This is a genomic window from Bradyrhizobium sp. HKCCYLRH3097, from assembly GCF_051167875.1.
Lineage (GTDB): Bacteria > Pseudomonadota > Alphaproteobacteria > Rhizobiales > Xanthobacteraceae > Bradyrhizobium.
The window spans coordinates 348,081-372,880 of sequence record NZ_JBNPTX010000006.1; the positions used below are offsets into that span (position 1 = coordinate 348,081).

At 66.2% G+C, this 24,800-nt stretch carries 23 protein-coding genes; 12 read left to right on the forward strand and 11 right to left on the reverse strand.

Annotated features, from left to right (window positions below; genetic code table 11):
• Window positions 1-167: 167 nt before the first annotated feature.
• The 7 genes from ACQR0U_RS17550 to ACQR0U_RS17580 all read right to left on the reverse strand — a co-directional run bounded on the left by ACQR0U_RS17550 (window position 168) and on the right by ACQR0U_RS17580 (window position 7,784).
• Window positions 168-899 carry a hypothetical protein gene (locus ACQR0U_RS17550; RefSeq protein ID WP_434843508.1) on the reverse strand — a complete coding sequence of 244 codons (732 nt, stop codon included), beginning with the start codon at window positions 897-899 and terminating at the stop codon, window positions 168-170.
• A 53-nt stretch (window positions 900-952) separates the two neighbouring features.
• Complete coding sequence (locus ACQR0U_RS17555) at window positions 953-1,867, reverse strand: DMT family transporter (protein WP_434843507.1); 915 nt, start codon at window positions 1,865-1,867, stop codon at window positions 953-955.
• Between the two features lie 307 nt (window positions 1,868-2,174).
• Window positions 2,175-3,347 (reverse strand): M20 aminoacylase family protein, encoded by a 1,173-nt coding sequence (locus tag ACQR0U_RS17560; RefSeq protein ID WP_315714803.1) that lies wholly within the window; start codon window positions 3,345-3,347, stop codon window positions 2,175-2,177.
• Window positions 3,348-3,541: 194 nt separating this feature from the next.
• Window positions 3,542-3,754 carry an MJ0042-type zinc finger domain-containing protein gene (locus tag ACQR0U_RS17565; RefSeq protein WP_315749332.1) on the reverse strand — a complete coding sequence of 71 codons (213 nt, stop codon included), beginning with the start codon at window positions 3,752-3,754 and terminating at the stop codon, window positions 3,542-3,544.
• A gap of 83 nt (window positions 3,755-3,837) precedes the next feature.
• Window positions 3,838-5,583 (reverse strand): CHAD domain-containing protein, encoded by a 1,746-nt coding sequence (locus tag ACQR0U_RS17570; RefSeq protein WP_316194585.1) that lies wholly within the window; start codon window positions 5,581-5,583, stop codon window positions 3,838-3,840.
• 241 nt (window positions 5,584-5,824) lie between these two features.
• Window positions 5,825-6,778, reverse strand: a complete 954-nt coding sequence (locus ACQR0U_RS17575) for an exopolysaccharide biosynthesis protein (RefSeq protein ID WP_410051845.1) — start codon at window positions 6,776-6,778, stop codon at window positions 5,825-5,827.
• Window positions 6,779-6,806: 28 nt separating this feature from the next.
• Window positions 6,807-7,784 (reverse strand): TerC family protein, encoded by a 978-nt coding sequence (locus ACQR0U_RS17580; protein ID WP_316194586.1) that lies wholly within the window; start codon window positions 7,782-7,784, stop codon window positions 6,807-6,809.
• A 577-nt stretch (window positions 7,785-8,361) separates the two neighbouring features.
• On the opposite strand from ACQR0U_RS17580, the gene ACQR0U_RS17585 reads away from it, so the two are divergent.
• Together ACQR0U_RS17585 and ftsH are read left to right on the forward strand one after the other, a co-directional pair.
• Window positions 8,362-9,315, forward strand: a complete 954-nt coding sequence (locus ACQR0U_RS17585; RefSeq protein ID WP_315749338.1) for a lipid kinase — start codon at window positions 8,362-8,364, stop codon at window positions 9,313-9,315.
• A gap of 66 nt (window positions 9,316-9,381) precedes the next feature.
• Window positions 9,382-11,229, forward strand: coding sequence for an ATP-dependent zinc metalloprotease FtsH (ftsH, locus tag ACQR0U_RS17590; protein ID WP_315714798.1), 1,848 nt, complete (start codon window positions 9,382-9,384; stop codon window positions 11,227-11,229).
• Between the two features lie 154 nt (window positions 11,230-11,383).
• On the opposite strand, the gene ACQR0U_RS17595 is transcribed toward ftsH, so the two are convergent.
• Window positions 11,384-11,926: a cytochrome b gene (locus ACQR0U_RS17595; RefSeq protein ID WP_316194587.1), complete on the reverse strand. Its 543-nt coding sequence runs from the start codon at window positions 11,924-11,926 to the stop codon at window positions 11,384-11,386.
• Between the two features lie 337 nt (window positions 11,927-12,263).
• On the opposite strand from ACQR0U_RS17595, the gene ACQR0U_RS17600 reads away from it, so the two are divergent.
• Both ACQR0U_RS17600 and ACQR0U_RS17605 read left to right on the forward strand, forming a co-directional pair.
• A complete protein-coding gene (locus tag ACQR0U_RS17600) occupies window positions 12,264-14,702 on the forward strand; it encodes a DUF2235 domain-containing protein (RefSeq protein WP_434872198.1) in 2,439 nt (812 codons plus the stop codon).
• 129 nt (window positions 14,703-14,831) lie between these two features.
• Window positions 14,832-15,596 (forward strand): hypothetical protein, encoded by a 765-nt coding sequence (locus tag ACQR0U_RS17605; protein ID WP_434843505.1) that lies wholly within the window; start codon window positions 14,832-14,834, stop codon window positions 15,594-15,596.
• Window positions 15,597-15,620: 24 nt separating this feature from the next.
• On the opposite strand, the gene purB is transcribed toward ACQR0U_RS17605, so the two are convergent.
• The gene (purB, locus tag ACQR0U_RS17610) at window positions 15,621-16,928 is read right to left on the reverse strand and encodes an adenylosuccinate lyase (RefSeq protein ID WP_316225233.1); all 1,308 of its coding nucleotides are present in this window, start codon (window positions 16,926-16,928) and stop codon (window positions 15,621-15,623) included.
• 281 nt (window positions 16,929-17,209) lie between these two features.
• On the opposite strand from purB, the gene ACQR0U_RS17615 reads away from it, so the two are divergent.
• Both ACQR0U_RS17615 and ACQR0U_RS17620 read left to right on the forward strand, forming a co-directional pair.
• Window positions 17,210-17,383, forward strand: coding sequence for a hypothetical protein (locus tag ACQR0U_RS17615; RefSeq protein ID WP_316225234.1), 174 nt, complete (start codon window positions 17,210-17,212; stop codon window positions 17,381-17,383).
• Window positions 17,380-17,967, forward strand: coding sequence for a TetR family transcriptional regulator (locus tag ACQR0U_RS17620; RefSeq protein ID WP_315714792.1), 588 nt, complete (start codon window positions 17,380-17,382; stop codon window positions 17,965-17,967). Before ACQR0U_RS17615 ends, ACQR0U_RS17620 begins: the two co-directional genes overlap by 4 nt.
• Window positions 17,968-17,984: 17 nt before the next feature.
• On the opposite strand, the gene ACQR0U_RS17625 is transcribed toward ACQR0U_RS17620, so the two are convergent.
• Window positions 17,985-18,632, reverse strand: coding sequence for a response regulator transcription factor (locus tag ACQR0U_RS17625; protein WP_315714791.1), 648 nt, complete (start codon window positions 18,630-18,632; stop codon window positions 17,985-17,987).
• 10 nt (window positions 18,633-18,642) lie between these two features.
• Window positions 18,643-20,001 (reverse strand): sensor histidine kinase, encoded by a 1,359-nt coding sequence (locus ACQR0U_RS17630; RefSeq protein ID WP_316164443.1) that lies wholly within the window; start codon window positions 19,999-20,001, stop codon window positions 18,643-18,645.
• Window positions 20,002-20,195: 194 nt separating this feature from the next.
• Between ACQR0U_RS17630 and ACQR0U_RS17635 the strand changes: the two genes are divergently transcribed.
• The 6 genes from ACQR0U_RS17635 (at window position 20,196) to ACQR0U_RS17660 (ending at window position 24,738) form a co-directional block, all read left to right on the forward strand.
• Window positions 20,196-20,975: a MotA/TolQ/ExbB proton channel family protein gene (locus ACQR0U_RS17635; RefSeq protein ID WP_316164444.1), complete on the forward strand. Its 780-nt coding sequence runs from the start codon at window positions 20,196-20,198 to the stop codon at window positions 20,973-20,975.
• Window positions 20,972-21,643, forward strand: a complete 672-nt coding sequence (locus ACQR0U_RS17640; protein ID WP_315714788.1) for a hypothetical protein — start codon at window positions 20,972-20,974, stop codon at window positions 21,641-21,643. The genes ACQR0U_RS17635 and ACQR0U_RS17640 overlap by 4 nt, the downstream gene beginning before the upstream one ends.
• Complete coding sequence (locus tag ACQR0U_RS17645) at window positions 21,640-22,245, forward strand: hypothetical protein (RefSeq protein ID WP_434872199.1); 606 nt, start codon at window positions 21,640-21,642, stop codon at window positions 22,243-22,245. The genes ACQR0U_RS17640 and ACQR0U_RS17645 overlap by 4 nt, the downstream gene beginning before the upstream one ends.
• A 44-nt stretch (window positions 22,246-22,289) precedes the next feature.
• The gene (locus ACQR0U_RS17650; RefSeq protein ID WP_315714786.1) at window positions 22,290-22,448 is read left to right on the forward strand and encodes a hypothetical protein; all 159 of its coding nucleotides are present in this window, start codon (window positions 22,290-22,292) and stop codon (window positions 22,446-22,448) included.
• Between the two features lie 88 nt (window positions 22,449-22,536).
• Window positions 22,537-23,277, forward strand: coding sequence for a metallophosphoesterase family protein (locus ACQR0U_RS17655; RefSeq protein ID WP_316170295.1), 741 nt, complete (start codon window positions 22,537-22,539; stop codon window positions 23,275-23,277).
• Between the two features lie 3 nt (window positions 23,278-23,280).
• On the forward strand, window positions 23,281-24,738 hold the full coding sequence (locus tag ACQR0U_RS17660; RefSeq protein WP_315714784.1) for a serine/threonine protein kinase: 1,458 nt from the start codon (window positions 23,281-23,283) through the stop codon (window positions 24,736-24,738).
• The last annotated feature ends 62 nt before the right edge of the window (window positions 24,739-24,800 follow it).

Here is a 24,800-nt window from a genome sequence, read left to right on the forward strand (position 1 = left end):
TCCGGGGCGCGTCGCGCAGCGGCGCGAGCCCGGAATCCATAGCCACAGGATGCTGTGCGACGCGAGCTGGCCGGTATGCTCGTCTTCGCCACATGCACAGTCGTGGTTATGGATTCCGGGCTCGTCGCTGCGCGCCGCCCCGGAATGACGGCGAGAGAAACGGGCTGCTAATGACGTGGCGGTTTGCGGTGCTGTTTTGGCAGCTTCAATTGCCAGCGGCCGTTGCTGCGTTCGACAGAGGCCGGGAATGGCTTCATCTCGGTGCCGACCTTGAAGGTGGCGATGAGCTTGACGCGGTCGTCGCCGTCCCAGCCGTCGAACTCGTAGAAGGTGTAGTCGTCGTCAGGGGTGAGATAGGACCAGCCCCCCAGCTTGAGGTCGAACGGCGCGGCAACGATCTCCATCCCGTTGCCGCAGCCGGAGGGACCTTCGCTGGAGCAGACCGAAAACAGCCAGCGGCGGCTTGGCGAGGCGTGCGGCGGCGAATGGATCTTGGTCTCGATGACGCGATTGAGCCACAGCAGCATCCATTGCACGCCTTCCCAATAGCCGATCTCGATCAGCAGGAGTTCGTGCTCCGGAAAGTAGCTGACGAGCTTGTACTCGACCGAGTCGTCCTCATGTCCGGGTAGGTCATCCGGAAGTCGGGTCACGTAGCTTCTGGTGGAACCATCCTTGAATGTGATTTCCAGCGACTTGCCGTTGCGCCTGACGACATCGTTCAACTGAGCGAGGCAGGCCTGCTCGTCGCGGTCGAGGTCGGCCTTGCCGGTGTCTCCTTTGCAGCGGCCGTCTTGTGAAGGATGCTCCGACATCGCGTAGGGGATGTCGGCCGAGGCCGCGGCCGGACCAATCGTGGTTGCCAGCGCGACAAGAAGCAAAACGAAGATGCATTGCATTTTATTGATCCAGCGTTGCCGCTTTGGGTTCAAAGCAGCGCTGGTGCGTGCGGTCAACCTTGGATCGGATCGCCTGTCGGCTTCTTGCGCGCGGGCAGCGTCATCGCGATCACACCAATGAGGACACAGGCGAGGCCGATCCAGGCGGTCGGCGCGAGGTGCTCGCCGAGCCCGGCCGCGGCGATCGCAACGCCGATCGGCACCCGCAGATAGGATTGCGCGGTGGCGCCGATCGAGCCGAGCGTCTGCACCAGGCGGAAATAGATCACCATCGCGGCCGCAGTCGAGACGGTCGCGAGCGCGACCAGCGCCAGCACCGAGCGCAGTGACGGTGCCAGCGTCCACGGATGGTCGACGACCAGCGCAAGCGGGATCAGCACCGCGGCGCCCGACAGCAGCGATCCCGCGGCCGGCAACATCGGATCGAGTCCCTTGAAGCTCTTTCCCATGATCGCCGCACCGGCATAGCAGATGGTGGCGGCGACGATCGCAATCTGCGCCCACAGCTCGCGGCCAAGCCCGCCCAGCGCCTCGGTGCCGACGATGAGGCAGGTGCCGGCGAGTCCGGCGGCGACGCCGACCAGCTTGCGCAGGGTGACAGGCTCGTGGTGCGTCACCAGCGCGGTCAGCAGGAAGGTGAAGATCGGCGAGGTCGCGTTGAGGATCGTCGCAAGACCCGCCTCGACGGTGCGCTCGGCCCAGGCGATCAGCGTGAATGGCACGACGCTGTTGAGACCGGCCTGGATCACGAAGCGACGCCAAATCGTCCGGTCACGCGGCCAAGCGAGGCCGCGGCTGCGGATGATCGCGGCCAGCAGCAGCCCCGCAATCAGCGTGCGCGCGGCGATCAGGGTCAGCGGCGGAATGGTTTCGACGCCGATCTTGATGAAGGTGTATGAGGCGCCCCACAAGGTGGACAGAACGAGCAGGAGGGCGAATTCTGTCGTGAGATCGGAGCGGCTCTGCATGGTGCCTCGCGGGCGGGAGAATGGCTTCTCCTAGCCGGGCGGCGGCGCGTGATGTTTCGATACGGGGCGAACTGTTCGTGGAAGGAAGCCGAAGCCATTCCGATCGGTGCATAGCGTCCCTGGATCGCTTCGCTGGCGCTCGCGATGACGGAGCCTGTGGGGCCGGCGATGTCAGCCACACCCGTCATTGCGAGCGGAGCGCGGAGCGAAGCAATCCAGACTGGCGATCCGATGAAGATCCTGGATTGCTTCGTCGCCTACGGCTCCTCGCAATGACGCTCGTTGCGAGCTTGCGCGGTCGCTCCGATCAGTTCGCCGGCATGCTCTTCTCGACCAGCTTCACCCAGTACGATGCGCCGGCGCTGAGGATGTTGTCGTTGAAGCGGTAGGCCGGGTGGTGGCACTCGTTGCCGGGGCCCATGCCGAGGAACACGAAGGCGCCCGGACGCGCCTCCAGCATGAACGCGAAATCCTCGCCGCCCATCAGCGGAATGGCGCGGTCGTTGACACGCTCAGCGCCGGCGACGTCGCGGGCGACGTCGGCGGCGAAAGCCGCCTGCGCAGGGTGATTCATCGTCACCGGATATTTGCGCTCGTAGATCGCCTCGGCCGAGCCGCCATAGGCGCGCGCGGTGGCCTCGGCGACCTCGACGATGCGCCTCTCGACGAGATCGCGGATCTCCGGATCGAGCGTGCGCACGGTGCCCAGCATCTCGACCGTCTCGGGGATCACGTTGAAGGTGGTGCCGCCATGGATCGAGCACACCGAGATCACCGCCGACTTCAACGGATCGACGTTGCGGGCGACGATCGACTGCAGCGCGTTGACGATCTGCGAGGCGATCAGGATGCTGTCGACCGCCCGGTGCGGGCCGGCGCCGCCATGGCCGCCCTTGCCGGTGACCTTGATGTGGATCGCATCAGCCGAGGCCAGCATCGCGCCGGGCGAGATTTCGAAATGGCCTTCGGGCACGCCCGGCATGTTGTGCATGCCGTAGACCTCCTGGATGCCCCAGCGCGTCATCAGCCCGTCATCGACCATCGCCTTGCCGCCGGCGCCGCCTTCCTCGGCCGGCTGGAAGATGACGATGGCGGTGCCGTCGAAATTGCGGGTCTCGGCGAGATATTTCGCAGCGCCCAGCAGCATCGCGGTGTGGCCGTCATGGCCGCAGGCATGCATCAGGCCGGGTGTCTTCGAGGCGTAGGGCACGCCTGAGGTTTCCTCGATCGGGAGCGCATCCATGTCGGCGCGCAGCCCGATGGTCCTGCCGGAGGCGGACTTGCGGCCGCGGATCACGCCGACGACGCCGGTGCGGCCGATGCCCGTCACCACCTCGTCGCAGCCAAATGCGCGCAGCTTGTCGGCGACGATGCCGGCGGTGCGATGCACCTCGTACAGCAGCTCGGGATGTTCGTGGAAGTCGTGGCGCCAGGCGGCCATTTCGTCGGAGAGCGCGGCGATGCTGTTGAGGATGGGCATGAGGACCGGATGACTCGCTGAAGTGGATCGGGACGCTGCAGTGGATGCGGCCAAGCCAGCCGGCAGCACCGCGCGGTGACCGACTATGACCCGGTCAAAAAAGCCAGGCAAGTTGCCGCCGGCCATGGCGCCATGCGCGGATGCGCGGTCACCTCGACGGACCACGCCGGGCGTTCCGGATTGCGGAACGGGAGTCAGGTGAGCGGGGCGGGGGCCGGCACGCGGGGATATTTGCGCTCGGGTGGTACCTCCAGGCGGAAGGCCCGCAGCTTCGGCTCGTCCCACGCCGCCAATGGCGTGCCGCAGACGCCGCAGTCGAACCGCCCGGCAGCGCCAATGGCGGAGGTCGATTCCGCGATCTCGTAGGCGGCACGGCAATGGGGACACGTCACGCTGGATATCTTCATGAGATCACGCTCCCAAACAGCTCGACCAGACGCCTTGAACCAGATCAATGCGGTCCATGAACCGACGTCACCGCGTCCGGTCGTCACGCCTCCTCGGCCTGCCATGGCGTCGGCGCCTTGGTGAAGGCGCGCCACGCCTCGCGCAACGGCTCCTCCACGCCGGCCATGGCATGCGACTGCCAGCCGGTGATCGCGGCGGCCGCGATCGCCGCCTCGGTGGAGGTGGTGCCGAGGGTCTCGATCACGCCGGCGGTGACCGCCATGTCGTTGTAGTGGCCAAGCTGTTCCTGGAAGCCGGCGAGCGTCCTGGCATATTTCTTCGCCGATTTGCTCGCGCCGTAGAGCGGCAGCAGGAAGTCGATGCTGTAGCGCAGCTTCTTCAGCGCGAGACGCAGCCGGTGGCGCCGCTCGGCCGACAGCTTCTTGAAGCGGCGGCCGCGCTTGAGCACCTTCTGGTGGCGCTCCGACAGGACAGGCCCGGCAAAATCGATCGCGGGCGCCGCGAGGCGTCGGAGATCGTCGGGGGAGACGTCGTTGCGCCAGCCGCGGGTCTCGATCCATTCGCCGAGGCCGAGCACGAAAGCGGCGCAGCGGCGCTCGGCAAGCGCGATGCGCAGCGTGCGATAGGCGAGATCGCGCCGCCGCTCGGCGAGCGCCCGGAGCGAGTCGAAGCCTGCAACAGTGGGGCAGGCCTCGGCGATCTCGGGCAGCGTATCGGTCAGGAACACGTCGAGGTCGCGCGCCGCCGAGAGGCTCTGTGCCAGCCAGCGCGCATCCGCCTCGAGACCGTCGAGCGTCGCCGAGGTCCCGAGCGGCCGCATCAGGTGCAACGCGGCGCGCAGGCGGCGCAGCGCCACCCGCAACTGATGCACGCCTTCCGTATCGCGTCCGTCCTCTGCCGCAGGCATGGCCTGCAGCAGATGATGCAGGCTGCCGCGCAGGACGAGGGCGAAGCTCTCGTCGAGAGACACCGCCGGATCGAGACGCAGCTTGGGCGGCTTTTCGGCCCCCGGCGCTGCTCCGGCTGCGAGGTCGAAACCGCGCGCGGATTTGCTGCGGATCGAAGGTCTGATCGGTCCGTGATCGGCGATGCGCTGTGCGATCTCGTAGATGGCGGCGGGGTTGCCGCTCTTGAGCTCCAGCTCGATCTCGCTCACGATCTCACGGTGCTCGCCGGCCTTGATGACACCGCTGTCGAACGCGATCTCGATCGTCGCGCCGGGCACGTCGAGCATGCGCGCGTGACGATGCACGTCGGCCGTGAACACCGCCTCGAGCGTTGCCTCGGCCAGCGCGGAGCGAAGCTCCTCCGGCAGCAGCGCGGCCGCCAGCACCGGATCTGGCGCCAGCGAGCTGACGCTGGCCTCCCACTCTCCGCGCTTGAGCGGGTCGTCGCTGTGCTGCTCTTTCACGGTCTGCACGAAGCGCGAGCCGCTCTGGCGCACCCGCAAGGTGAAGCCGTTCTTCCACAGCGTGCGCTTCGGCGTGTCGTAGTAGACCGATGTCAGATGCTTGCGCGAGCCCTTGTTGCGCGCATGCGCGGTGACGACCGGTGCGTTGTTGAAGCCGGCGAGTTGATCGGGCGCGACGAGGAGTTTCAGCTCGATCTCGTGGCCGCTGCCGGCCGCCGGATCCGGCAAGGACGGCGCCGCGACCTCCACGCCAAGCGCTGCGGCATCCTCCTGCGTGGCCGCGTGATCGGCTAGGTGCTGCGCAGTCAAGCGATCGGCGGCGCCACCGGGATCGCAGCTCGCCGACTCACCACTCTCCCGCACGCCGACCGCATGGCCACTGCCGTGGATCGACGCCGGTGCGTTCGAATCGGGCATGTGTCGATTCTGTAACCGTTTAATGACAGTCATCTCTCGTATAGCTGCAGCCGGCACAAAGGGACAGTGGCATTTCTCGCAGGCCGTCGACGATGCGCGACGCGCCAGAGCTTACCGGTCGCATTTTTTGTTGCTGCTTCAATGACAAGTGCTCGCGCTTCCGGCCGGCAGGTGCTCACGAAGATATGTCCGTCGCAGCCGCAATGCACTGTCGTGCGGCCGCGCCGCCACAGGCGGAACTTCAGATCGAGCCGGTGAGCATGAAACGCGTGGCGATGAAGACGGCGGCTGCGGTGGTCGCAATGCTCGCGGCGGCCACGAGGCCGCGGCCGCGACGCGCCAGCGCGCGGGAGCGCTCGCGCGGATCCTGCGCCGGATCGAAGGATGCGCGCCGGCTGCGCCGGTGGCGTACCGCCTGCACCCAGAAGGCAAGCGCAGCGATGCCGGTTACCACTGCAAATACGGTCGTCACGCCTGCGGCAAAGCCGAGATCGACACCGACGCTTTCCAACATCGCCCGCAGATGCACAGCTAAGCGGGCCAGGAGAGTTGCGGCATAGTCGGCTGCTGCGGCGCCGGTGTAGAGCAGAACGGCAGTCCAGACCACCGCAGCCATCGCAATCAGGATCGACACGAGCACGGCGAGGCCGTCGCCTGCCATGAAGCCGATCGAGGCGGCGATCAGCGCCAGCGCCGGCATCACGTTGCCCATCGGGATCGGCAGGATGATGGTGACCGCCATCAGAAGCAGCGGCAGCGCGAGCAGCATCCGCGCCGGCCGGCCGGTCAGCCAGACCAGCCGGTCCTCGCGCAGGCCGCGTTCGGCATAGCCCGCCCAGTCGAGACCGGCGCGGATGATCTTGCGCAGCAGCCGCTGCGGCACCGGCCGGCGGCGCAACTGTTCGGGCAGCCATAGCCGCTCGGCGCCGAACAGGATCTGCAGCGCGACCAGCGCGACAAAGGTGCCGAACACCATGCCGAATGGGCCCGGCAACGGGATCAGCGCCGGCAGGGTCAGCAGCAGCAGGGTCAGGCCAAGACCTTCCGATTCCAGCCGGTCGAACAACTCGCCGATCGACGGCTCCTCGGACCGCACCGTCCGGGCGATCGCGAGCAGCCGGCGGCTGATCGGCCCGTTGTGACGGCGCGGCGCCGAGGAGTCCTCGTCGTCGGATGTGACATCATTCATTGTCACGCAGCAACCTCATGTCCTCTGATCGGCCTCACTTCATCTGCTCGACCGCAGGCCGCGTCTTCCATAGCGAGTACGCGATACCTGCGCCGAGCAGACTGAAGGTGATGCCGAGCGAAATCGCGGGCGGAAACTTCTCCAGCCCGAGCAGGTCGGCCAGGAAGATCTTCGAGCCGATGAAGATCAGCACCGCCGCCAGCGTCAGCTTGAGATACTGGAAGCGATCGACCATCGCGGCCAACGCAAAATAAAGCGCGCGCAGGCCGAGGATCGCGAAGATGTTCGAGGTGTAGACCACGAACGGGTCGGTCGAGATCGCGAAGATCGCCGGCACCGAGTCGACGGCGAAGATGACGTCGGCGAACTCGATCAGGATCAGCGCCAGGAACAGCGGCGTCATGAACCAGGTCGGCTTGCCGCGCGCATCAGGCTGGCGCACGAAGAAGCGCTCTTCGTGCAGGCGGTCGGTGACGTCGAAGCGGCGGCGCACCCAGGCCAGCGCCGGGTTGGCGCCGATGTCGTGCGGCGTGTCCTTGAACACCAGCATCTTGATGCCGGTCGCGACCAGGAACAGCGCGAACAGATACAGCACCCAGCTCGCCTGGGCGACGATCGCGGCGCCGAGCCCGATCATGATCGCGCGCAGCACGATGACGCCGACGATGCCCCAGAACAGCACGCGGTGCTGATAGGCGCGCGGGATCGAGAAGTAGCTGAAGATCATGGCGATGACGAAGACGTTGTCCATCGCCAGCGCCTTCTCGATCGTGAACGCGGTGAGATAGGCGGTGCCGGCCTCGGCGCCGATTTGCCACCATACCCAGGCGCCGAAGGCGAGGGCGAGCATGATGTAGATGCCGCTCATGACGAGGCTCTCGCGTACCGAGATCTCGCGCGTCTTGCGATGGAGGATGCCGAGATCGAAGACGAGGAGGGCGAGCACGATTGCGAGGAAGGCGAGCCACATCCAGACGGGCTTGCCGGCAAACGCGATGAGCAGGAATTCCACGACGGGTCCCTCTTTCAAGCCGGTGAGATTGATGTCAGGTCCGACATCGTGAGCGCACCGGCAGCTTCACCAGAGGGGCCCGGACCAGGGGTAGGCGACGGACGTATGTGTCTGCCGATTGGTTTTCAAGAGCCTGCGGTTTTCAAGAGCCCGCCGTTCGCATCTGCGTTCAGCAAGATGAACGGCGAGGTGCGACAGAGTGTCTGCTGCCCGGCGGCCGTCTTGCGGCCGTGCGGCGGTGAACTAATTCCAGAGGGCCGGAGATCCGGGCCCCTCTGATAGTCCGTGAGACTATGATGTCGGACTCTCTTTCATGACCGCTGCCGCTGGCGGTATTGCGCACTTCGGGCGCTATTGAGGAGTTTGACGAGATGCGGCCCCACGCGTCGCTTGTTGCTATCGGGCCTTGCGGCTCTCGCCCCCACATCACCATCCCAACAATCGTTACCCCGCTGAAACCTCCCGGCATCGCCTGGATGGGCGGCGGTGATCGTGATGGAACCGGAGCGCCTGCTCGCCACTTTGTATGGAACCTGTGCGCTGGAGCGCGCTGGCATTTTGTGTACGGGAGACAATCGTGACCACGGGGGGTGACCAGGTATCGATCGCGAAGGCGCCGCCGTCGCGCCCGGCCGTGGCAACGCGCCGCCTCTTGATGATCATCAATCGCGGCAGCCGCTCCGGCGGCGAGGCGGCCGGCGTTGCCGTGTCGCGGCTGAGCGCAGCCGGCTATGATCTCGTGATCTCGGCGCCGCATAGTCCGCGCGAGGTGGCGCCGTGGATCGAAGCCCATGCCGACGATGCGGAAGCGGTCGTCGTCGCCGGGGGGGACGGCAGCCTGAACGCGGCTGCGCCTGCACTGCTCAAGACCGGCCTGCCGCTGGGCATCATTCCGGCTGGCACCGCCAATGACCTTGCCCGCACGCTTGGCCTGCCGGCGGATATGGAGGCCGCGGTCGATGTGATTGCGGCCGGCCATCGCCGCCGGATCGATCTCGGCGAGGTCAACGGGCACCCGTTCTTCAACGTCGCCAGCCTCGGCTTGAGCGCCGAGCTCGCGCGGCAGCTGACCAAGGAAACCAAGCGGAGGTTCGGCCGGCTCGGCTATGCGCTCACGGCGCTGAAGGTGCTGACCAATGCACGGCCGTTCCGCGCGATGATCGTATCGTCCGACGGCGCGGTGCGGGTGAAGACACTGCAGATCGCGGTCGGCAATGGCCGCTACTACGGCGGCGGCATGGCGGTCGATCACCGCGCCGAGATCGACGATTCCCATCTCGATCTGTATTCGCTGGAGATCGGCCGCATCTGGAAGCTGCTGGCGATGGCCTATGACTTCCGCAAAGGCCGCCACGGCCTGTGGCAGGAGGTGCGGGCCTCGCGTGATACATCGTTCGAGATCCGCACGCGCCGTCCGCGCCGGATCAATGCCGATGGCGAGCTCGTCACCTTCACGCCGGCGCGCTTCTCCGTGCTGCCGCGTGCGGTCACGGTGTTCGTGCCCGAGGTCGCAGCGCAGGACCGCACCTGACGCGTGGCCGCTTGATCCGCCGTTCGCGGACACTCGATTTCGACTGATCACCCGATTGAGAGACCCATGACCAAGCAGACCCGCTTCAATCTCTGGTACGCGATCGTCGCGATCTTCGTCGCGATGATGATCCACAATGCGTGGACGAGCTATCGCCAGGTCGCCGTCATTCCCTACAGTCAATTCCAGGACCTGCTCGCAGCCGGCAAGGTGAAGGAGGTCGGCGTCTCCGAGAACTACCTGGAAGGCACGCTGAAGGAGCCGCTGCCCAGCGGCCAGTCGCGCTTCGCGACGACGCGCGTCGACCAGGAGTTCGCCAAGGAGCTCAGCAAGGCCAACGTCACCTTCACCGGTCGCGTCGAGAGCAATATCCTCGGCGACATCCTCTCGCTGGTGATGCCGATCGCGCTGTTCTTCGGCGTCTGGTACTGGCTGTCGCGCCGGATGATGGGTGGCGCCGGCGGGCTCGGCGGCGGCCTGATGCAGATCGGCAAGAGCAAGGCCAAGGTCTACGTCGAATCCAACACGGGCGTCCGATTCGACGACGTTGCCGGCGTCGACGAGGCCAAGGACGAACTGCGCGAGATCGTCTCGTTCCTGAAGGATCCGAAATCCTATGGCCGTCTCGGCGGCCGCATGCCCAAGGGCGTGCTGCTGGTCGGCCCGCCCGGCACCGGCAAGACGCTGCTCGCCAAGGCGGTCGCGGGCGAGGCCGGCGTGCCATTCTTCTCGATCTCGGGCTCGGAATTCGTCGAGATGTTCGTCGGCGTCGGTGCCGCGCGCGTGCGCGACCTGTTCGAGCAGGCCCGCGCCAAGGCGCCCGCGATCATCTTCATCGACGAGCTCGATGCGCTCGGCCGCGCCCGCGGCATGGGCCCGTTCGCCGGCGGCCATGACGAGAAGGAGCAGACCTTGAACCAGTTGCTGGTCGAGCTCGACGGCTTCGATTCCTCGACCGGTCTCGTGCTGCTCGCGGCGACCAACCGGCCGGAGATTCTCGATCCGGCGCTGCTGCGGGCCGGCCGCTTCGACCGCCAGGTGCTGGTCGACCGGCCCGACAAGCCGGGTCGCATCCAGATCCTGCAGGTGCATCTGAAGAAGGCCAAGCTCGCCGCCGACGTCGATCCGGAGAAGGTCGCGGCGCTGACGCCCGGCTTCACCGGCGCCGATCTCGCCAACCTCGTCAACGAGGCGACCTTGCTGGCGACGCGGCGCGGCGGCGACGAGGTCACGCTCGATGATTTCAACAATGCGATCGAGCGCATCGTCGCCGGATTGGAGAAGCGCAACCGGCTGCTCAATCCGAAGGAGCGCGAGATCGTCGCCTATCACGAGATGGGGCATGCGATCGTCGCGATGAGCCTGCCGGGCACCGATCCCGTGCACAAGGTGTCGATCATCCCGCGCGGCGTCGGCGCGCTCGGCTACACCATCCAGCGCCCGACGGAAGATCGCTTCCTGATGACGCGCGAGGAGCTCGAGAACAAGATGGCGGTGCTGCTCGGCGGCCGCGCCGCGGAGCTCGTGGTCTACGGCCATCTGTCGACGGGCGCCGCCGACGATCTGCGCCGCGTCACCGACATCGCGCGCTCGATGGTGACCCGCTACGGCATGTCGGAGCAACTGGGCTCGGTCGCCTATGAGCGCGACAACCAGTCGTTTCTTGCGCCGGGCGTCTCACGCAGCGCCGAGTATGGCGAGGCCGCAGGGGATGCGATCGACGCCGAGGTGCGTGCGATCGTGACGAACGCGCTGGAGCGCACCCGCAAGCTGCTCCAGGACAAGCGCGACGTGCTGGAGCGCGCGGCGCGCCGCCTGCTGGTCAAGGAGACGCTCGACGAGAGCGAGCTCGCCGCCCTGCTGAAGCAGGACCAGCGCGCCGGCGATCTCGTTGTGGCAGCGAAGCCGATATAGTTGTCGAGTCGGGGAGCAAAGGCGCGGCCGTGCGGTCTCCACTATCGAGATTGTGTGGCGCCGTGCCCATCGTCTTGGCAATGAGCTCGCCGCACGACGATGGGCACGCTGCCGGTTGACGGCGGCTGCTTTGCCCACCCTACGGCGGCCACGCTCACCGCCGCGGCCACATCCGGGCCAGCGCCTCGTCCTTCTTGACAAACGCGTGCCAGAGCGTGGCCGCAATGTGCAGGCCGACCACGAGATAGACCAGATAGGCCAGCGTATCATGCGTGATCTCGCCGGCATGGGCGATCGTCCTGTCGCCGGCGAACAGGCGCGGCCAGCTGAAGGTCCCGAAATAACGCAGCGAATAGCCGCCGGCCGACGAGAACATGTAGCCGGTGACGGGCATGATCAGCAGCAGCGCATAGAGCGCCCAATGATTGAGCTGCGACAGCGCGCGGACCATCGGTCCGAACGTGGCCGGAGCGGCCGGCGCCGTGGTGCGAGCCCGCACGATCACGCGGAGAATGGCCAGCATAAACAGCGTGACGCCGAGCGATTTGTGAACCTCCAGCAACTCGCGCCGCGGCGACGTGCCGGCCGGCTGAAGGCCGCAATAGAGCCCGATCAGCATCGCTGCGATGAACAGCAGGGCGGTCGCCCAATGAATCCACCGCAGCAGGGGATCGTAGCTCGCGATCGTCTCGGGCATGTCGGGCTCGTCAGTGCTGAATTCCGGCGACCTGCTTAGTCGCGGATCTGACCTCTGTCGAAGGATCAGAGGTCGACGACGAGATGTCGGACAACCGCACAAAGGCATCTGCTGATCATTTTTGAGTGATTCCATGCGTGCCGCTCTGTCAGTCGCGCCTCGATAAGCCGTCCCCCGTTCGATGACTGCATTGGATCAAGCGACGATGTTGCCTTGCGGATGACGGGCGGTGCTGAGAACTGAGCGGGTGGTCCTGCGGGCTCGCGCAGGGATTGTGCCTTGATTTTCCTGCAATTGCGGACCAATCTCCCTGCCGGCATTCTGGTCGGGGGGCCTCGTGTCCAATCCTGTTGCAAAGAACATCGTGCTGTTGTCGGACGGGACCGGCAACAGCGCCAAGGCCGTGTTCAAGACCAATGTCTGGCGCCTGTTCCAGCTGCTGGACCTGCGCGATCCGCGCCGGCAAGTCGCCTTTTATGACGATGGCGTCGGAACGTCCTCCTTCAAGCTGTTCGCAGCCCTCGGCGGCATCTTCGGCTTCGGCCTGAAGCGGAATGTGATTGCGATCTACAGCTTCTGCTGTCGCAACTACAAGCCGGGCGACCGCATCTACTGCTTCGGGTTCAGCCGCGGTGCCTTCACCATCCGTATCGTGGCGGCAATGATCGCGGGGCAGGGGCTCGTCGCCTACGACGACAATGAAGCCGATCTCGCCCGGTTCGCCGCAGACGCCTATCGCCGCTATCGGCGTCGCTACAATAGCGGAATTCTCAGATATCTCGGCAAGATCGGCCTGGACCTGCGCGGAGTGCGCGACTGGGGAATCAGAACGCTGCGCAGAGTGCAGGGCGTGGCGCTGCAGGCTCCGCCAGCAGTCGAGGTCGAGAGCGTGCATTTCGTCGGCATTTGGGACACCGTTGACGCCTACGGCGGGCCGATCGAGGAGATGACGCGCGCCATTGACTATTGGATCTGGCCGCTGTCGATGCCGGACCAGTTCATGAATTCCAAGATCCATCGCGCTTGCCACGCCCTCGCGATCGAAGAGGAGCGTGACGCCTTCCGCCCGGTGATCTGGGATGAGCGCTATGTGTGGGGACGGGACGAGGCTGTTTCAGGCCGCAGTGACAAGAAGGACTGGCTGTTCGGCATCGACCACGATCCGCGCAGCGCGGCTGCGAAACTGGCCGAGCCGCCGCCGCATCTGCGCACCGATCTGCCGCCACGTGACCGCGAGCGCATCAGCCAGGTGTGGTTTACCGGCGTGCATTCCGACATCGGCGGCGGCTATCCGCAGGATGGCCTTTCCTATGTGACGCTCGATTGGATGCTCGACCGCGCCCAGGCCTATGGTCTCGTCTATCTCGACGGGCGGCGCAGGCTGCTCTACGATCCCGAGATCGATCCGCTCGACACGCTGAACGACTCGCGCAAGGGGCTTGCGGCCTACTACCGCTACAAGCCGCGCAATCTGCGCGAGATCTATGACGCGCCGCCCTACAAGCTATCGCTCCGGTACGATGTCAGTCGCATCAAGTGGCTGCTTCATTCGCCGTTCAAGGCCCAGACCGGGCTTCTTGCTGACGATCTGCATCCGAGCCTGCCGCAGCCACCTCTGCCGCCGGTGAAGCCGACGATCCACCGCACCGTGTTCGAACGCATTGGGTCGGGTCCCGATCACTATGCACCGGTGGTCGTACCCGCCGCTTACCGCGTCACGGATGAGACCGATACGCCGGTCGATGCGCTGCATCCGCTCGATCACGGGCACGCGCGGACGCGGGTGCAGGACGATGTCTGGAATTGGGTCTGGCTGCGCCGCGTGGTCTATTTCGCCACCATGTTCGCGCTGCTGTTCGTCGCGGCGATCCCATATTTCGTCATCTATTGGCCGCGCGTGCTTTATGAGCCCTTGCATGGGCTGGTAAATCCGCTGGTCAACGGAGCGGCAGCCTTCTTGCCCAAATTTCTCGACCCATGGTTCGTCGCGTTTCGGGATTCGCCGGGTTTGCTGGTGGTCGGTGTGGCCGCTGCGCTCGGCTTGACGGCGTGGGGCACCTCACTGCAGCGAACGATCCGCGACGCCGCACGCATCGCCTGGAACGATCCATCCCGGCACAAGCCGGTGACCGGCTGGCGCGCGACGGTTTATTCGCTGCGACGCCAGGGCTGGTATGTTGCCGGTTTCTATCTGCTGAAAACGTGGATCTTCCCGTTCGCCATCATGTTCTGGCTGTTCTGGTGGCTGGGGTTCGGCGCGGCCAATACGGCCGGGCTGTTCTGCAAGGAGACGCTGAGGCCGATCGAGGTCGAGGAGACAGAGATCGGCGCATACCCTGGTGGAAGCATCCGGCCAGTATTCGAGACGCGTCACCATTGCTATCCGACAGCGCTGACCGTGGCGCAGGGCGAGACCTATCAGATCGTGCTCGTCGTCGGGGAGGCATGGAGCGACGGCGGCATCCCTGCGACTCCGGCCGGCTTCGGTTACGGCACCTGGACCCAATTGCCTGGGATACCCTTCAAGCGGCTGATCTGGTCGAACTGGTTCGCACCGATCGTGCGGGTGGGCAGCACCGGGCTGGAGGAGCATCTCCCGGCTTTCCAGCAGGAAACGCCCGGCAGCAGCCGCTGGACAGCCAGGTTCACGGCCCGCAGCGATGGGGAGGTGTTCGTCTACGTCAACGACACGTCCATCATGCTTCCTTGGCTGCTGTTGTATCGATTCTACTTCAACAACAAGGGCAACGCGGTCGTCTCGTTGAAGAAGCTGTAGCTGCAAGCGCTGCCAGGTCTGGCACTTGTCGAGCGTGACGTCGTCACGCTTCAGATGCTGCGCGGCACGGGCTGGTGTTGGCGTCGGGGCTGGGTAGGATACAGGCATTGATCGACTGCGAAGAGTACCATGACCCGACGAAGCTGGACAGGATGGACCGCACGCTTGGCGCTCGCCGCCGTCACGCTCGCCGGTGCCAGCGCCCATGCCGCCGAGCGGACGATGTCCTGGGACAGCGGCTGCCGTTTCACGGTCCGGTGCGATCCCGCCAAGCACGACGAGACGCGGCTGCGCAACACCGTCCGTCTGCTGTTTGGCCCGTCCGATTTCGACTCGCCGGGCACGTTGCCGGCATTCGACCCGAAGGCGGTCGCGGCGCTCGACGCCGACAAGATCGACCGCGCCTGCAAGGCCACGCTCGACGCTGCCGCGCGGCTGGAGTTCATCGCGCTGCCCGGCATCGATGACTATCGGCGCGCCAGGGTGGCGGAGCTGAAGGACAGTTGCGATTTCGACCTGGTGCAGACCCGCGGATTCAAGACGCCCTCTACGCTGCGCGACTACCAGCCTGCCGCCGCCTGCGCGCGCTTCGTCGACGCGATCGAGGGCAAGACCGACCTGCAGCAGATGTTTCGCCAGACCGTCGACAAGGGCTGCGCCGACAACGCCAGCCCGAAGGCCTGCGTCGCCCGCTACGTCGCCGAGGCGCAGAAGCCGGACGGCCAGGAGCGCATGCGGATCTATCTGGTCAATTTCGGCTGGAGCAATTGCGCTATCAACTACAACCTCCGCAACACCGGCGAGAAGAAGATGGAGGCGATGCGGAGCGCGCTCGAGACCCAGTTCCGGAAGATGTTCAAGGTCAAGCAGGACAAGTGCGAGGAGGCGGACTGAGGCGTCCGCCCGCTCGACGCGCGCTCAGCTCTCCCCGAACACGCGCTTGAAGATCGTGTCGACGTGCTTGAGGTGATAGCCGAGGTCGAACTGCTCGTCGATCTCGGCGTCGGTCAGGTACTTCTTCACGTCAGCATCGGCCTTGAGCAGGGTGCGGAAGTCGCCTTCGCCGCGCCAGACCGGCATCGCGTTGCGCTGGACCAGTCTGTAGGAGTCCTCGCGGCTCGCGCCCTTCTGGGTCAACGCGATGAGCACGCGCTGCGAGTGGACGAGGCCGCCGAGCTTGTCGAGGTTCTTCTCCATGTTGGCCGGGTAGACCAGGAGCTTCTCGATCAGGCCGGCGAGGCGGATCAGCGCGAAGTCGAGCGTGACGGTGGCATCGGGGCCGATCATGCGCTCGACCGAGGAGTGCGAGATGTCGCGCTCGTGCCAGAGCACGACGTTCTCCATCGCGGGCGTCACATAGGCGCGCACCATGCGGGCGAGACCGGTGAGGTTCTCCGACAGCACCGGATTGCGCTTGTGCGGCATCGCCGACGAGCCCTTCTGGCCCTCCGAGAAGAACTCCTCGGCTTCGAGCACCTCGGTGCGCTGCAGATGGCGCACTTCGGTCGCCAGGCGCTCCACGGACGATGCGATGACGCCAAGGGTCGCAAAGAACATCGCGTGGCGGTCGCGCGGAATCACCTGGGTCGAGATCGGCTCGGGGCTGAGGCCCATCGCCTTGGCGACGTGCTCCTCCACCCGCGGATCGATCTGCGCGAAGGTGCCGACGGCGCCGGAAATCGCGCAGGTCGCGACTTCCTTCCGCGCGGCGACCAGGCGCTCGCGCGCGCGAGAGAATTCGGCATAGGCATAAGCGAGCTTGAGACCGAACGTCACCGGCTCGGCGTGGATGCCGTGCGAGCGGCCGATGGTCGGCGTCATCTTGTGCTCGAAGGCGCGCGTCTTCAGCGCCGCCAGCACGCGGTCGAGATCGGCGAGCAGCAGGTCGGCCGCACGGGTGAGCTGGACGTTGAGGCAGGTGTCGAGCACGTCCGATGACGTCATGCCCTGGTGCACGAAGCGCGCCTCGGGACCGACGATCTCGGCGAGATGGGTCAGGAAGGCGATGACGTCGTGCTTGGTCTCGCGCTCGATCTCATCGATGCGGGCGACGTCGAAGGTGGCGTCCTTGGCCTTGGCCCAGATCGTCTTGGCGGCCTCCTTCGGGATCACGCCGAGCTCCGCCAGCGCGTCCGCCGCATGCGCCTCGATCTCGAACCAGATCTTGAACCGGGTCTGCGGCTCCCAGATCGAGGCCATTTCGGGACGGGAATAGCGGGGGATCATCGACGGCGCTCCGAGGCGGGAGGGAAGGTGGGCGGGACCAAGCGTCCGCGCCGGCATTTTACGCCGCGCTTTACCAGAGCGGCCGGATCGACACAAACGGCGGTCTTTCCGGCCGCTCGGCATGCCGTTACCGGATCATAATACCATTTTCAAAAAATCGCGCTGACAGATATTGAAATCTGTCAGCGCGATGGTGTATGTCGATCCTGCCATCTTGCTTAAGACCAACTTCCACTGTCTGACCTTGGGTTCAGCGGTTTCAACTGCGAAGGACCGCTTCGATGAAGATTGAAAAGCGATTGTTGCACTCACAATTTCAGGACTGGCTGAATCTCCAGGTCGCGCGTCACCTGGAGGCCCAGGCCACCAGGTTTCGCGCGCCATCGTCCACCGACCAGGCTGAGACGATCCAGATCAAGGCGAATTCGTCCGACGCCGATATGGTGCACGCATGAATGAGGCCGTGGTTCTGACATCCGAGCGCATCCTCGAAGTCACCGAGGACGTGTTGCGCCGTTATGGGCTCGCCAAAGCGACGGTCGTCGACGTCGCGAGAGCGCTCGATGTCAGCCACGGCTCCGTCTACCGTCACTTTCCGAGCAAGGCGTCGCTGCGTGAGGCGGTTGCCAAGCGCTGGCTCGAGCGGGTCAGCGCGCCGCTGGCGCAGATCGCGGCCGAGCCGGGACCGGCGCCGGCGAAGCTGGAGCGCTGGCTGCGCGAGCTGTTCGGCGCCAAGCAGAAACGGGTCTGTGAAGATCCGGAGATGTTCGCGACCTATCTCACCCTGGCGCGCGAGGCGTGCTCGGTAGTCAAGGCGCACAAGCAGAACCTGATCGCCCAGGTCGAGGGCATGATCGCTGAGGGGGTCGCGCAGGGGACGTTCGATGTCGCTGATCCCAAGACCGCGGCCGCGGCGATCTTCGACGCGACCCGAAGCTTCCATCATCCCGCCCACGCTGACGAATGGGGCGAATGCACCTGCTCGGCCCGCGTCGATGCCGTGCTGACCCTGCTGCTCCGTGGACTTCAGGCGCGCTAGGCGCGCGCTCATCCGGGCTACAAATCCGTCAGCCCGCTGGTCACCGCCAGCCGCACCAGCTGCGCATCCGTCTGCAGTCCCGTCTTGGCCTTCACCAGATAATGATAGTTCTGCACCGTCTTGACGCTGAGGTGCAGGTTCGTGGCGATCTGCTCGGTGGTCAGGCCCGACGCGAACTGGCGCAGGATTTCGATCTCACGCTCGCCGAGCCGGTCGAGCACGGTCTGCTGCGGATCGAGACTGTCGGCGGCCAGCACATGGGCGACGTCGTCGCTGAGCGCGCGCTCCCCGCTGATCACCATGCGGATGGCACGGACCAGCGCCGACGGCTCGCTGCTCTTGGTGACGAAGCCGCTCGCGCCGGCGGCGAACGCCGCCTTCACCAACGGCGCCTCGCCATGCATCGAGAACACGAGGATGCAGGCGCGATTGTCGCGAGCGCGGATATTGCGGATCGCCTCCAGCCCGCTGGCGCCCTTCATCGAGATGTCGAGCACGACCACGTCGGGCGCATGCGCCTTGAACGCGGCATAGGCCGCCGCGGCGCTGTCGGCCTCGGCGATGACTCGAAACCCGTCCTGGCTCTCCAGCACGCGGCGATAGCCTTGCCGGACCACCGGGTGGTCGTCGACCAGCAGGATCGAAATGCCTGTGCGCTCGGGCATCCCCGTAATCTCAGGCGGCCAGTGGAATTGTCGCGGAGACGCTGAGCCCGCGCGCGGCCGGTCCGATCGACAGCGAGCCGCCGACGGCGGCGATGCGCTCGCGGATTCCGGTCAGGCCGAAGCCGCTCGATTGCGCCAGCAGGGTCGCATCGCCGCCGCCGTCGTCCTCGACTGAAATCAGCAGCGCACCGTCGGGCCCGGAGCGCCGCTCGACCCGCAACGACACCTCGCTCGCACTGGTGTGGCGCAGGGCGTTGGTCAGGCACTCCTGCGCCATCCGGTAGGCGGTGACCGCGACCGGGCCCTGGATGTCGGCGAGATCACCGTGGAGGTCGAGCCGGATCGCCGGTCGCGCGGCGTGCTGATAGTTCTCGGTCAGCGCGATCAGGCCTGCGGCGAGGCCGAGCTCCTCGGTGAGCGGACGGCGCAGTCGGCTCAAGGTGCCGCGCAGGCACGCCATCAGATGGCTGACGGATCGCGTGATCATGCGTGCGTCCTGGGCGATCTGATCGTTGCGGCCGTTGCCGGCGCTCTCGATCGTCGAGGCAAAAGCGAGGATCGCCGTGAGGTTCTGCCCGAACTCGTCGTGCAGCTCGCGGGCGAGCGCCCGCCGCTCCTCGTCGCGGATGTCGAGCAGGCGCTCGGTCAGCGCGGCGCGCTGCTCATTGGCCTGCGCCAGCCGGTCGCCGAGCTCGCCGACGGCGCGGCCGATCATCGCGAGCTCCATCGAGCGGAAGCGCGGCAGCGAGGGGCGGTGGTCGCCCTCGGCCATCCGCTGCAGCGCCGAGACGATGCTGCGCGCCGGCGCCAGCGCATGGGCGATCGCCAGCGAGGCCAGTACGCCGATCGCGACCGCCATCGCCAGCGCCACGCCAAAGCTGTCCTGGATGCGCAGCCAGGCGAGCTGGATCGCCGCATCGGGATCGGCGATCGCCGAGACGGTTCCCGCCGTGGTGGCGCGCGCGCTGATCGGCTGCGCGACCGCCGCGTGATCGCCGAGGATGGCTTCCACGGCGCTTGAGAACCAGCGCGGCGGCGCGGCGCCGAGGCCCTTGCTCTGGCCGCACAGCGGCTTCTCGAATGCGGCCTCGGGCTTGAACTGTACGCAGATGCCGGGCGCGATCAGCTTCATGGTCTCGGTCGTGCGCCAGTCGGGCAGCGGCAGCAGCCGCTCGCGCGATCGGTTGCCGCGCAGCAGCAGCTCGCGCCAGTACAGCGCCTCCAGCGCCTGCGAGACCCGGTCTGCCGATGCCGCGGTGGCGCGGTCGACGCTGCGATAGGCGTCGACGGTGACCCATATGGCCGCGGCGGCCAGACACAGCAGCACGATCAGCGCGAGGCGCGCAATGAGCTGGAGCACGAGACGCATGCGATCCTCTCCACGGCTTTTGCCGCAGCGTAACAATGGGCTGGTGCTCCGCCAAGCAAATGCACTGCAGCAAGTGGCAGGTTGGGAAATTTTCCCGAGAGCCTCGAGGCAGATGTCTTTGGACGCTGTTCCGCCGCTCTGCTTAACTCGCCTGCGAAGCGCCGAACGAAACGGCGCGCATCGGGAGTTCATGCATGAGCGTGGTCAGCAGTGCCGAACGAGTGGAACCTGCGCGCGACGCAGCCGAGCGCGGGCCGCTGCTGCTCTGGATGATCTTCACCGGCCTCACGATATTCGCCGCCGTGGTGCTCGCCCGCTACGGCTATTTCCACCTGATGGTCGCCTCCGACCGCACCTACATCTCCAGCGTCATCGCCGTGCTCTACGTCGCCACGTGCTGCCATTGCTTCTGGCGCACCAGAGCGATCGCGCGCGAGGCGGATGCGGCGCGGCGCTGCCGCGCCGTGCTGATCGGGCCCGATGCGGCGCGCGCGCTCGAACCTGATGCGCAGTTGCTTCCCAAAGGGCTGGTCACCAACCACATCCGCAGCCTCGTCACCAAGGCGCAAACGCAAGGGGCAGGGCGGCTCGACCAGACGCTGCTGCTGCGGACGCTCGCCGACCGCCTGCGCGGCTCCAACGGCTTCGGCGGCTTCGCCTCGGACACGCTGATGAAGCTCGGCCTGCTCGGCACCATCATCGGCTTCATCATCATGCTGGCGCCGATTGCCGGCCTCGACGTCAACGACAAGCTGGCGATGAAATCCTCGATGGGGCTGATGAGCGACGGCATGGCGGTGGCGATGTACACGACGCTCGCCGGCCTCGTCGGCTCGATCCTGGTGCGCATCCAGTACTACATGCTGGACGCGGCGACCGGGCGCGTGTTTTCGGACGCGGTCATGCTCACCGAGACGCGGGTGACGCCGCGGCTCGAGCGCGCGATGGATCGCGCGCCGGAGCAGGGCGCATGATGGACGATTTCGGGCTCTATCCGCGCGAGGAGCAGTTCGACCCGTTCAGCGTCATGCTGTTCAAGGCGCTGCAGATCGTCGCGTTCTTCTTCTTCATCGCGGTGCTCGCGATCTCGCCGGACGCCAAGGACGGCAAGGTCGACTCGAAGGCCGAGTTCCTGATCACGATGGACTGGCCGGATAACCATCCCGACGATCTCGACCTGTTCGTGCAGGACCCCGTCGGCAACATCGCCTGGTACCGGCATCGCGAGGCCGGCTTCCTCACCCTCGATCGCGACGACCGCGGCGGCGCCAACGATTTCATCCTGGTCAACGGTCTGAAGATCCCGTCGCCGATCCGCGAGGAGATCGTGACCATCAGAGGCATCGTCGCCGGCGAATACACCGTCAACATCTCGCATTTCCAGAACGTCAGCGGCGCGCCGGTCGAGGCCACCGTGAAGGTGCAGAAGCTCAACCCGACCGCGCAGGTGATCTTCGACGACAAGGTCGTGCTCGACCATTCCGGCGACGAGAAGACGGCGCTGCGCTTCAAGCTCAATGCCGAGGGCAAGGTGATCGACGTGCAGCGCCGACCGAAATCGCTTTTGGAGACGTTCCGCAGCAATTGGCGCAACGGCGCCGATCTCGATCCCAAGACCGGCGTCAGGGTGATCAGGCGATGATGAGCAGTCTGCAGACCGTCATCGTCACGCTGTCCGTGTGCTACGCGCTGATCGGCGCGCTGCTCTTGCTGGTGCTGGTCTATGCAAGGCTGCCTTGGCAGGCCAAGGCGGTCGCCGTGGTCATCACCAGTGCGTTCTATGTCGGCAGCTTCGCCGGCGCCCGCGGCCTGCTCGGCTGGGCCAGCGTCGACCGGCTGCCGAGGAGCTTCAAGGTGCTGCAGGTGCGGATCGTCGATCCGCACTCCGTCGAGGGCGATCCCGGCGCGGTCTATCTGTGGGTCGAGGCGCTGGACGACGACAACCGTCCGAGCGGCGTGCCGCGCGCCTATCGTATTCCCTACAGCGACACACTTGCCGACAAGGCGCAGCACGCCGCCGACCAGATCGCGGCGGGCCATCCGCAGGGCGGCCGCGCCGCCGATTTCGGCACCGGCGACGGCGGGGTCATCGACGCCGCGCGCGAATACATTCTGCCGAAGACGATCATCGAGACCGCCGGCGGTGATCCCTCCACCGGCGAGTTCAAGGCGGCCAACGCCGGCGACGGCGTCTCGTTCACGCCACTGCTGCCGCCGCGCATGCCGCCGAAGGACGAGCAGTAGGCGGCTGCAGCCGTATCCTCCCGCGCGAAGCTCGCGCGCGGGTGATGGCGAGCATCGGGACGTTCCTGGCACGGCGCCTCGAGCTCAAGGTCAACAAGGTCAAGAGTGCGGTCGCCAGACCGAACCACCGCAAGTTCCTGGGCTTCGGCTTTACCCAGGGAAGAAAGCCGCACCGGCGCATCGCAGGGGACCTGCAACGCTGACATTCCGCATCTCTCCGCCTATCTTGTTTGATGTTCCTCAAGTCTCGTGTGGCCACGGCCGCTAGCCTTGAGAACCGGAGGACACGGGTTGCTGCTGGCGATTTTCACCGATATCCATGCCAATCGGCAGGCCTTCGCGGCCTGCCTGGAGGCGGCGCGTGCGCGTGGCGCGGATCGTCTCATCTGTCTCGGCGACATCGTCGGCTATGGCGCCGATCCGGAATGGTCGGTCGACACCGTCATGGAGATCGTCGCCGGTGGCGGGCTGGCGGTGCGCGGCAACCACGACAATGCCGTCTCGACGGCAAGCGAGAGCATGAATGCCGAGGCGCAGGCGGCGATGGAGTGGACGCGCGGGCGGCTCAGCGCCGAGCAACGCCGCTTTCTCGCCGAGCTGCCGATGAGCATCGGTGACGACGACCGGTTGTTCGTGCATGCGGAGGCCTCGAGCCCGCCGCGCTGGCGCTATGTGCAGTCGTCGGCCGACGCGGCCCGCAGCATGATCGCGACCGAGGCGCAGGTGACGTTCTGCGGCCACATCCACCGTCCGGCGCTGTACTCGATGTCCGCCACCGCGAAGATGACGAGCTTCACCCCGACCGCCAACATGCCCATTCAGCTGTTGCGCGGCCGGCAATGGCTGGCCGTGGTCGGCTCGGTCGGCCAGCCGCGCGACGGTGATCCGGCCGCGTCGTTCGTGACCTTCGACACCAGGACCCGCGAGCTGACCTATTGCCGCGTGCCCTATGACGTCGAGGCGGCGGCGCAGCGCATTCGCGACAACGGCCTGCCGCCCTGGCTGGCGCAGCGGCTCTCGATGGGGCGCTAGAGCATGACGAAATCAAGGCTCAAGCCGGGCGTCGTGATCGACGGCTTCACGGTGGGTGAATGCGTGCATTCCGGCGGCATGGCGACGTTGTGGAGTGTCACCCACCCGGACATCGACCGGCCCATCCTGATGAAGGTGCCGCGCGTCTCCGAGGGCGAGGATCCTGCGGCGATCGTCAGCTTCGAGATGGAGCAGATGATTCTGCCAAAACTGTCGGGACCGCACGTGCCGGCCTGTTTCGGCACCGGCGATTTCGCCACCCAGGCCTATGTGGTGATCGAGCAGATTCCAGGCGATACGCTGTACAAGCGGCTGCCCGAGCTGCCGCTGGCTTACGAGGAGGCGCGGGTGCTGGTCGCGAAGATCGCGACCGCGCTCGCCGATATTCACCGGCAGCACGTCATCCATCACGACATCAAGCCCTCCAGCATCATGTTCCGGCCGACGGGGGAGGCGGTGCTGATCGACTACGGCCTGTCCTGCCACAAGCACTTGCCGGATCTCTTGCAGGAGGAGTTCCGCCTGCCTTACGGCACCGCGCCCTACATGGCGCCGGAGCGCATGATGGGCACGCGTAGCGATCCGCGCAGCGACATCTTTTCGCTCGGCGTGCTGCTCTACTTCTTCACCACCGGCGTGCGGCCGTTCGGCGAGACCGAGACCCTGCGCGGCATGCGCCGGCGGCTGTGGCGCGATCCCTATCCACCGCGACAGCTGAAGCCGGACTATCCGCCGTGGCTGCAGGAGATCGTGCTGCGCTGCCTGGAGATCGAGCCGGTGTGGCGCTATCCGACCGCGGCGCAGCTCGCCTTCGATCTCGGCCATCCCGACCAGGTCAAGCTGACGGCGCGTGCGGAGAAGGTCAAGCGCGACCCGATCACGGCCGTGTGGCGCCGCCGCTTCAACCGCGGCCTGGTGCAGCCGGAACAGAAAACATCCGACGTCGCGGTGCAGATCGCCTCCAGCCCGATCGTGGCGGTCGCGATCGACACCGTGGAAGGCGGCGAGGAGCTCAACGGCGCGCTGCGGCTGACCGCGCAGCGCATCCTCGCCACTTTGCCCGCGGCTCGGCTCGCCTGCGTCAACGTGCTGAAGCTCGGGCGTCTCACCATCGACCGCACCCTGGACGAGGAGGGCAACAACAAGCACATCGACCGCATGGTCGCGCTGAAGCACTGGGCGACGCCGCTCAAGCTCGACACGAGCCGGCTGACGGTGCACGTGCTGGAGGCGGTCGATCCGGCGGCCTCCATCATCGAATTCGCCGAGGCCAACCAGGTCGACCACATCATCATCGGCGCCCGCCGCGATTCCGTGCTGCGCTCGCTGCTCGGCAGCGTCTCGGCGAAGGTCGCCGCGGAGGCGGGGTGTACGGTGACCGTGGTGCGGACACGGCTCGCGGCACGGGAAGCCGAGGGCGACGATGATGATGCGCCGGCAAGGGTCGTGTCGGGGGAATGATGGACATGCGATGAAGATCCACGGCGCCTCCAAGCACGACAGTCAGAACGGCATGCACAGGC